The organism is Idiomarina baltica OS145 (assembly GCF_000152885.1).
GTDB classification, from domain to species: Bacteria; Pseudomonadota; Gammaproteobacteria; order Enterobacterales; family Alteromonadaceae; genus Idiomarina; species Idiomarina baltica.
Map to the genome: position 1 here is coordinate 238,044 of NZ_CH672404.1, position 7,954 is coordinate 245,997.

General features: G+C 48.7%; 7 protein-coding genes. 3 read left to right on the forward strand and 4 right to left on the reverse strand.

The annotated features are described in order from the left end of the window. Positions 1-1,387: M28 family metallopeptidase (locus OS145_RS04805; RefSeq protein WP_083773234.1), on the forward strand; the 1,387-nt coding region annotated here is incomplete at its 5' end. 65 nt (positions 1,388-1,452) lie between these two features. Here the strand turns inward: OS145_RS04805 and olsF are convergent. From olsF to cysS, 3 genes are all read right to left on the reverse strand, one after another. After that, a complete protein-coding gene (olsF, locus tag OS145_RS04810) occupies positions 1,453-3,159 on the reverse strand; it encodes a bifunctional ornithine lipid synthase OlsF (protein WP_006955096.1) in 1,707 nt (568 codons plus the stop codon). Between the two features lie 125 nt (positions 3,160-3,284). Further along, positions 3,285-4,829 carry a M17 family metallopeptidase gene (locus OS145_RS04815; protein ID WP_006955097.1) on the reverse strand — a complete coding sequence of 515 codons (1,545 nt, stop codon included), beginning with the start codon at positions 4,827-4,829 and terminating at the stop codon, positions 3,285-3,287. 15 nt (positions 4,830-4,844) lie between these two features. Beyond that, on the reverse strand, positions 4,845-6,227 hold the full coding sequence (gene cysS, locus OS145_RS04820) for a cysteine--tRNA ligase (protein ID WP_006955098.1): 1,383 nt from the start codon (positions 6,225-6,227) through the stop codon (positions 4,845-4,847). A gap of 138 nt (positions 6,228-6,365) precedes the next feature. Between cysS and OS145_RS04825 the strand changes: the two genes are divergently transcribed. Together OS145_RS04825 and OS145_RS04830 are read left to right on the forward strand one after the other, a co-directional pair. Then, complete coding sequence (locus OS145_RS04825; RefSeq protein ID WP_006955099.1) at positions 6,366-6,869, forward strand: peptidylprolyl isomerase; 504 nt, start codon at positions 6,366-6,368, stop codon at positions 6,867-6,869. Further along, a complete protein-coding gene (locus tag OS145_RS04830) occupies positions 6,866-7,585 on the forward strand; it encodes a UDP-2,3-diacylglucosamine diphosphatase (protein ID WP_006955100.1) in 720 nt (239 codons plus the stop codon). The genes OS145_RS04825 and OS145_RS04830 overlap by 4 nt, the downstream gene beginning before the upstream one ends. A gap of 54 nt (positions 7,586-7,639) precedes the next feature. Here the strand turns inward: OS145_RS04830 and OS145_RS04835 are convergent. Further along, positions 7,640-7,954: Yip1 family protein (locus OS145_RS04835; protein ID WP_006955101.1), on the reverse strand; the 315-nt coding region annotated here is incomplete at its 5' end.

Consider the following 7,954-nt stretch of genomic DNA (forward strand, 5'->3'; position numbering starts at 1 on the left):
TATTCCGTTTAGAATTAGTACCTTGGTACCTAACAGTGCGAAAATGTCATACTCAGTTGATGGCGAAACCACTGAGTTCACTTTTGGTAAACAATTTATCACAGGTCCAAGTCACTATAGTCAACGTAGCGAAGTCACTGCACCCTTGGTCTTCGTTGGCTATGGCATGGAAGCGCCTGAATTTGGCTTAGACGATTATGCGGGCCTTGATGTTGAAGGCAAAATCGTGGTTATGCTAACAGGTCGTCCAGCTGATCTACCAAGTGAAGAAGGCGCTCACTTAGCTAACATTAAAGGCGATATCGCGCGTGAAAAAGGGGCTGTCGGTATTATTACCTTGCACACGCCAGAGCGCGAAAAAGTACGCAAGTTTGAAACCAGTGTCTACTACACTAAAACGCCTCGTATGACGTGGATTGGTCCAAACGGTCTGCCACAAGGTGAAGAACAGCAATTAATGGGTTCTGCCTACGTCAATATCGATGCCGCGAAAGCGATGTTTGAAGGTGCTGAGAAACCGCTGGAAGATATCTTTAAGCAGATCGAAGAAGATCCAAACGCTTCACCAAAAGGTTTTGCGCTTAACGGCTCAGTTTCTTTGGCGAAAGAATCTAACCACGAAGAAACCACCAGCCCTAACGTGGCAGCTGTCTTACCGGGGACCGATCCGAAGCTGAAAGACGAGTATGTGGTATACACCGCACACGCAGACCATATCGGCGTTGTTAAAGACTTGAGTAGCGATGACACCATCAATAACGGTTTGATGGATAACGCATCGGGTGTGTCCGTCATGCTAGAAACAGCACGTATGTTTGTCGACTCAGGTCTAGACAACAAACGTTCTATCATGTTCTTGGCAGTAACGGCAGAAGAAAAAGGCCTCTTGGGTGCTGATTACTTCGCTAACAACCCAACAGTTCCCCTTAATAGCATCGTCGCTAACGTGAACCTAGATATGCCGGTACTGCTGTATGATTTTGCAGACGTCATTGCGTTTGGTGCATCACACTCAACACTGGGTGATACTGTTTCGAAAGCAGCGGCTAAGTTCAATATTGAGCAAAGCCCTGATCCCATGCCAGAGCAGGCGATCTTTACTCGTTCAGATCACTACACGCTGGTTAAGAAAGGTATCCCTGCGGTATTCTTAATGACCGGATTTACGTCACGCACCGAAGGTGAAGATGGTGGCGAAGTGTGGGGTAAATTCTTCGCTGAAAACTATCACCGTCCAAGTGATGACCTTCACAACTTAGAAGTGAACTACGAATCAGCAACGCGCTTTACTGATATTAACTACGAAATCGGTAAAGAAATCGCTAACGATCCGCAGCGTCCACATTGGTTAAAAGACTCTTACTTCGGTAAGCAGTTTAAAGACTAAAATAGTCGCCTAAATGAAAAGGCCTCGCTAATGCGAGGCCTTTTTTGTGTCTAATAATCGACGAGTTATGCGCCCACGCCCAAATAGCGTTTACGTTTGCGCGCTTTTAAACGGTGGATGTCCACTAACACCAAACCGTCGATCGAATCGCTAAAGTCGGGATCCACACCAAACTCTAAGAACTGCACACCGCCAGGCTCGCATAAGTCAGAATACTGCTTATAGAGCGTCGGTACACTCGCCCCCAAGCTACCCAAATACGACTTTAACGCTTTAAAGTCGTCATCATAATGATCACCTTTGAGCTCAAAGCCCGGATGTTCGGTCACCCGAAACGCATGATTTGCAATGGCCAAGCGCTGCTGAGCCGGGAAATAATGACGGTAAAACGCCACCAATGCCTGCTTAGCTGGCTCGGGCAAGGTATTGCTAATACTGACCGAACCAAATAGATAACGGTACTCAGGGTGCTGGTTCAGTAGTGCTCCGATCCCCATCCAAAGATACTCCAGGCTCCGTTTCCCCCAATAACGCGGCTGCACAAACGAACGGCCCAACTCTAATCCCTCAGCAAATATGTCATCCATGCCCCGTTCAAATTGGTAAAAATGACGGCTATAAAGTCCCTTGGGACCCACTTTCTGAATGATTTTTGCACACTCACCGAGTCTATAAGCCCCAGCAATTTCAAGATCTTCTGGGTCCCAAACGATAAGGTGCATATAATACAAGTCATGGTCATCCAAATCGCGGCGCTGCCATGTACCCTCACCTACCGCACGAAACGCCACTTCTCGCAATCGCCCAATTTCGCGTAGTAATGGCGAGCTACCATCGAAGCGGTAGCAATAAATCGCTTTACCACAGGGCGTGTTACCTAAATGTTCACACGCCTCTATCGCTTGCTTGAGCGCTTGTCTAGGCTCAGGCCGCGCAATCGGTGTCAAGGTCGGCAAGATTGTCGGTTTAGCCGTACCCACACGATACAAGTGCTTCTTAAACAGCTTCACTTGCTGTTTCATGGCAAGGTGTTGATGTTGCGTAATGGTCTTATGAGGAATCAACTGACCAATACGACAACTGACCTGTTTGGTTTGCTGGCGAAACATCTCCTTCACCAACAATAGCGTCGCTAACGGCTTGTACACCATTGATGCCGTATAAAATAGTGCCGAGTTATGTGCTTCCAGGCGGATCGGCAAAATGTCAGATTGAGTCGCCTTAGCTAACTTTAAAAACCCCGCTTGCCACTGTGTATCGCGCACGCCTTGAGGGCGCAATCGAGACACCTCACCCGAAGGAAAGACAATCACTACCCCTTCGTCATGTAAGTGCTGATGAATGGCTTTAACATCGTCACGGCTCGTACGCCCGTTAAAAACCCGCACCGGCAACAACATACTCTGCAGTGGCGGCAGTTTCATCAGTAAGTCATTGGCAACGATTTTCACGTCACTACGCACTTCACTGACCATTTTTAATAAGGCGAGACCATCGAGCGAGCCAATCGGATGGTTGGCAATGATCACCACCCGTCCCGTGGTCGGAATATTATCGAGCTCTGCACTACGGTAAGAGTAAGTAAAGTTGAAGTAGTCGAGCACTTGCTCGACAAAATCAATGCCTTGTAGGTTGGGATAACGCTGACTGAAATCTTTGATATCGCTTTCGTGGAGTAAATTTTTAAGTAGCCAGGTGGTCGGCTTGTAGAGCCAAGGTTTGTTTTCTAGCTTGGGAAGTCGTTCTTTGACAACTTGTTCAACGTTTAACATTACAGGTGCCTCCATGTGCAACATGGTTAGAGGCTAACGTTGAATTGTGACGAATTGATGAATTAATGGACACAAAAAAGGTGGACCGTAGTCCACCTTAAAACGAGTCTATGAGGGCTACGTCACTAACGCTTCAAGTAATGCGCAGATAAGCAGGTCACAGGCGCGGCGGTAGGCTTACCATGCTGCCAGTCGCCTCCCTCAACACCGCTACCAGCGATATCAACATGCACATAGCTGAGCGGTTTATCGCTATCGACACCGTGTGCATCCAATCCCGACACACCGACTAAGAACGCCATTGGGAACTGGTGTCCGCGTGCAGTGGTCGCCGAAGGCCCATTGTTAGACGATAAAAGGTCATCGCACAGGGTGTGTCCCTTCACAAAATCAAAGTCTTCACGACGTGACCATGAAATCTCTGCTGGATCGCCGTAGACTTCGCCCACATCAAACAGTTGCTGCGCAAGTTGACCACGGCGCGCAGGACCATTCGGTACTAACGCTGTGTATGGCCCTTTTGCTAACGCAGCGTGGCCCGTTAACGTCGCTACAGTGTATAGCTCACTTGGTAAATCACTTGCCGCCGCTTCCTCACGCAAGTGCGAAAGTAAATCGGCCATCACTAGACGCCCTTCGGCATCGGTGTTACCAATGCGAACACGCTTACCGCTATGCCCAGTAATGATTTCGTCGGCTACAAAAGCATCTGAGCCGATGCTGTTACGGACCGCCCCAATTTCAGCGATCACATGTAAGTTAGCCGGTTCAAGTTCAGCGACGGTTTTCACAAACCCAGCGACTGCAGCCGCACCACCTTTATCACGACTCATGCCCGCCATGTGTCCACCGACTTTAAGGTCGGCGCCACCGGTATCGTAAACAATCCCTTTACCCGCGAACATCACTTGACGCTCTGGCTGGCTGCCTTTGTATTCTAAACGGATAACACACGGACGATGACGCTCAACACTCACCGATGCGCGCCCTACAGCGGCTGCAAGCGGATACTCGTGTTCGAGCTGCTGAAAATCATCGATCACAGTCACTTTAACCGCCGTGTGCGCAAAAGCATTGCGGCAGTACTCGGCAAAACGCGGTGGCGCCATGCGCTCGGGTTCAGTACCGGCTAAGTCACGAGCCACACGCTTGCCCGCTTCAATCGCCATTGCCCACTCGGCATCTAATGCGCCCACTAAAGTCACATCACGAGTTGGCTCGATTTCATCCTCACCATGATACTCACGCGCTTCGAGCGGTTGATAAAGCGCTTGGCAGAAGCCTAAATAAGCGGCGAGAAAAGCCTGCTGATAACGTTCGTCTTCAACGTTAACGCCGTTAAGCAAAATGACCGGATGACGTGCGCCTGCATCTTGCGCGATTTTTGCAGCTTTATGCGCTGCATCAAAGACTTGACGAACATCGTCATAGTCACGGTTTAAAGGTCCTGTTGGTGCAACTACCATGCGGTTGCCAGGCACATCATTTGCACTGATAAGCAGTGCCTCTTTGCCCACGCGTTGGTCTGTGCCCTGAGCAGCACGAATCGTTTCGCTCAACTGCGTGTTTTCAATATGTGCAAAATGACCGATAACAATCAGTGCATCGGTCTGTTCGTTATCAATGGCTTGCTGAAGTTCATCAACACAATGCAAGGTTGCAAATGCCATAATTTCCTCTCTTTTTTATGAACGTCGCCACTGCGTGCCGTTTGCACCATCTTCAAGCACAATCCCCATCTCAGTAAGACGGTCACGGGCTTCATCGGCAGCGGCCCAATCTTTCTCGGCTCTTGCTTTATTACGCTGGGCAATCAATGCCTCGATCAACGCAACTTCATCATCAGCGCCACCTTGCAGGAAACTCTCCGGTGACTGCTGTAAAAGTCCCAATACATCAGCAAGCTCAACCAGTACATGAGCCAGCTGTGCAGCACGCTCGGCATCATTATCACGCGCCTTGTTAATTTCACGCACCAATTCAAATAACACACTCATGGCTTCGGGGGCGTTGAAGTCATCATTCATCGCATCGGTAAACTGGTTCCAGTACGGTAAACGCAGATTCTCATCAGGCTGCTCTGGTGTAAGCCCGCGCAACGCAGTGTAGAGTCGTTCAAGTGCCGCATGCGCCTGCTCTAGGTTATCTTGCGTGTAGTTCAGTTGCGAACGATAGTGGCTTGATAGCAAGAAGTAGCGCACCGTTTCAGCATCGTACGCGTTTAATACATCACGTATGGTAAAGAAGTTGCCCAATGACTTCGACATCTTCACATCATCCACCTGTACCATACCGCTGTGCATCCAATAATTTACATAGTTGGTTTGATTCGCGCAGCAGCTTTGGGCGATTTCATTTTCATGGTGTGGGAACGTTAAATCCGACCCACCACCGTGGATATCAAAGGTTTCACCTAAGTGTGCCTTATTCATCGCTGAGCACTCAATGTGCCAACCTGGACGTCCCTCACCCCAAGGTGAATCCCAGCTCGGCTCGCCCGCCTTCGCCTTTTTCCATAACACAAAGTCCAGCGGGTCCAGTTTGCTGGCTTCCACGTCAACACGCGCGCCTGCCTGCAACTGTTCCAAGTTTTGGCGGCTTAAACGACCGTAATCGTCAAAGGTTGATACATCAAACAACACATCGCCATTGTCTGCTTGATAAGCGTAGCCTTGTGTTACCAACGATTCAATCATACGAATAATGTCATCCATATGTTGTGTAACGCGCGGCTCAACATCGGGTTCCAGCAAATTTAAGGCGGCAAAATCACGATGCATTTCATCAATATAACGTTGGGTCAATGCATCAAAAGGCTCACCGTTTTCAGCTGCTCGCTTAATAATTTTGTCATCCAAATCGGTAATATTGCGAACATAAGTCACGTCGTAACCAATTTTTCTTAAATAACGGACCACCACGTCAAATGCTACATAGGTGCGTGCATGACCAATATGACACAAATCGTATGTGGTCACGCCACACACGTACATACCCACACGGCCTGCTTCTCTTGGTGTAAAGGTTTCTTTCTCGCGGGTCAGGGTATTAAACAGTGTCAGTGCCATAGTATCTCCGTAATTTGGCTTTAATCGACAAAACGAACAAACCGATTCAGTTTTTATGATTCAACCACTAATGATACCACTGAACGGTCGGCTCTGGTACACTAGCGACCGATTAGTCGTAGTATTAAGGAACCCAAAATGCAGGTTGTTTTACATACCAATTATGGTGACATCACCTTAGCCATGCACACTGAGACCGCACCTAAAACGGTCGAAAACTTTCTTCAGTATGCACGCGACGGTTTTTATGAAAACACGCTATTTCATCGTGTTATCGATAACTTCATGGTGCAAGGTGGCGGTTTTGAGCCCGGCATGTCACAAAAAGACACCCGTGGCACTATCGAAAACGAAGCCAAAACAGCAAAGCCGAACCTGACTGGTACGGTCGCTATGGCACGCACCCCGGATCCACATTCAGCCTCGTCACAGTTCTTTATCAATGTGAACGACAACCACTTCCTTAATTTCCAAAACGAAACACCTAACGGCTTTGGTTATTGTGTATTTGCTGAAGTGGTTGAAGGCATGGACGTAGTTAACAATATCAAAGGTGTCAAAACTTCAACGGCTGGCTTCCACGCCGACGTTCCAGTTGAAGACGTCGTTATTACAAGCGTTACCGTCCAAGAGGACGCATGACCACAGCGTTTATTGCTGACCTTCATTTGAGCCCTGAACGCCCGGATATCACCGCGGCGTTCGAGGCTTTTTGTGAGCGCAATGCCTGTCTAGATAAGCTCTATATCCTCGGTGATCTGTTTGAGGCTTGGTTAGGTGACGACGACCCCAGTGAGTTTGCTGTACACATTAAGTCGTTACTCAAACAACTGGTAGACCACGGTGTGCAAGTGTATTTTATGCCCGGCAACCGCGATTTTATGCTGGGTAAAAAATTCGCACGGGAAGTGGGACTGACGCTGCTCAAAGATGAAACGGTTATCCAGCTCAATGGTGTACGCACGTTGTTGATGCACGGTGACACGCTCTGTACGGCGGATCAAAGCTACTTACGCTACCGCGCCGTCATTCAACACCCTATCACGCGATTTTTACTGGCACGTTTACCGCTTAAAACGCGCATGAGTATTGCCAAGAAACTGCGCGCCAATTCGGGGACTCAACGAGCGCTGTCCCATCAACGTTTGCAGCAGATGGATGCTCAGCACGCTGCTGTCGTTAAGGCGATGAATAATCACCAAGTTCAACAGCTTATTCATGGTCATACACACCGCGCGGCAATACACTGTTTTGAACTCGCACCCGAACGTCCTGCCAAACGTATTGTGCTGGGCGACTGGTACGACGCACAAAAAATTCAGCAACAAAACACGTACGTCGGTATTTATATGGCATAAAAAAAGAGCCCGCAGGCTCTTTTTTTATGATTCAACGCTTCCGTCGCATCGCCATCAAGACATAAAGCGAGGACCAAAGCCATTAGTCCAAAGAATCGCCGTTGCAACCATCAAAATGACCATTAAGATGAGACCGGCGGTTACAACCGAACTTGCGTATAGAAAGCCGCGTTCTTCAGGAATATGCATGAGAACGGGAATGCCCGCATACAAAAGATATACCGAATAGCCCACGCCCGCTAAAAAGACCAGCGAAACGAACCATAGCTCTGGATAAAGCGCGGCAACACCGGACATAATGACGGGTGTCGCCGTATACGCGGCGAGCTCAAGCGACTGCGTAAAGCTCGGATCCGCACCAAAGGTTTT

Coding starts and splice junctions, on each gene's coding strand:
- cysS (WP_006955098.1), bottom strand. CDS start 6,227: ATGGCACTGACACTGTTTAATACCCTGACCCGCGAGAAAGAAACCTTT.
- olsF (WP_006955096.1), bottom strand. CDS start 3,159: ATGTTAAACGTTGAACAAGTTGTCAAAGAACGACTTCCCAAGCTAGAA.
- OS145_RS04830 (WP_006955100.1), top strand. CDS start 6,866: ATGACCACAGCGTTTATTGCTGACCTTCATTTGAGCCCTGAACGCCCG.
- OS145_RS04815 (WP_006955097.1), bottom strand. CDS start 4,829: ATGGCATTTGCAACCTTGCATTGTGTTGATGAACTTCAGCAAGCCATT.
- OS145_RS04825 (WP_006955099.1), top strand. CDS start 6,366: ATGCAGGTTGTTTTACATACCAATTATGGTGACATCACCTTAGCCATG.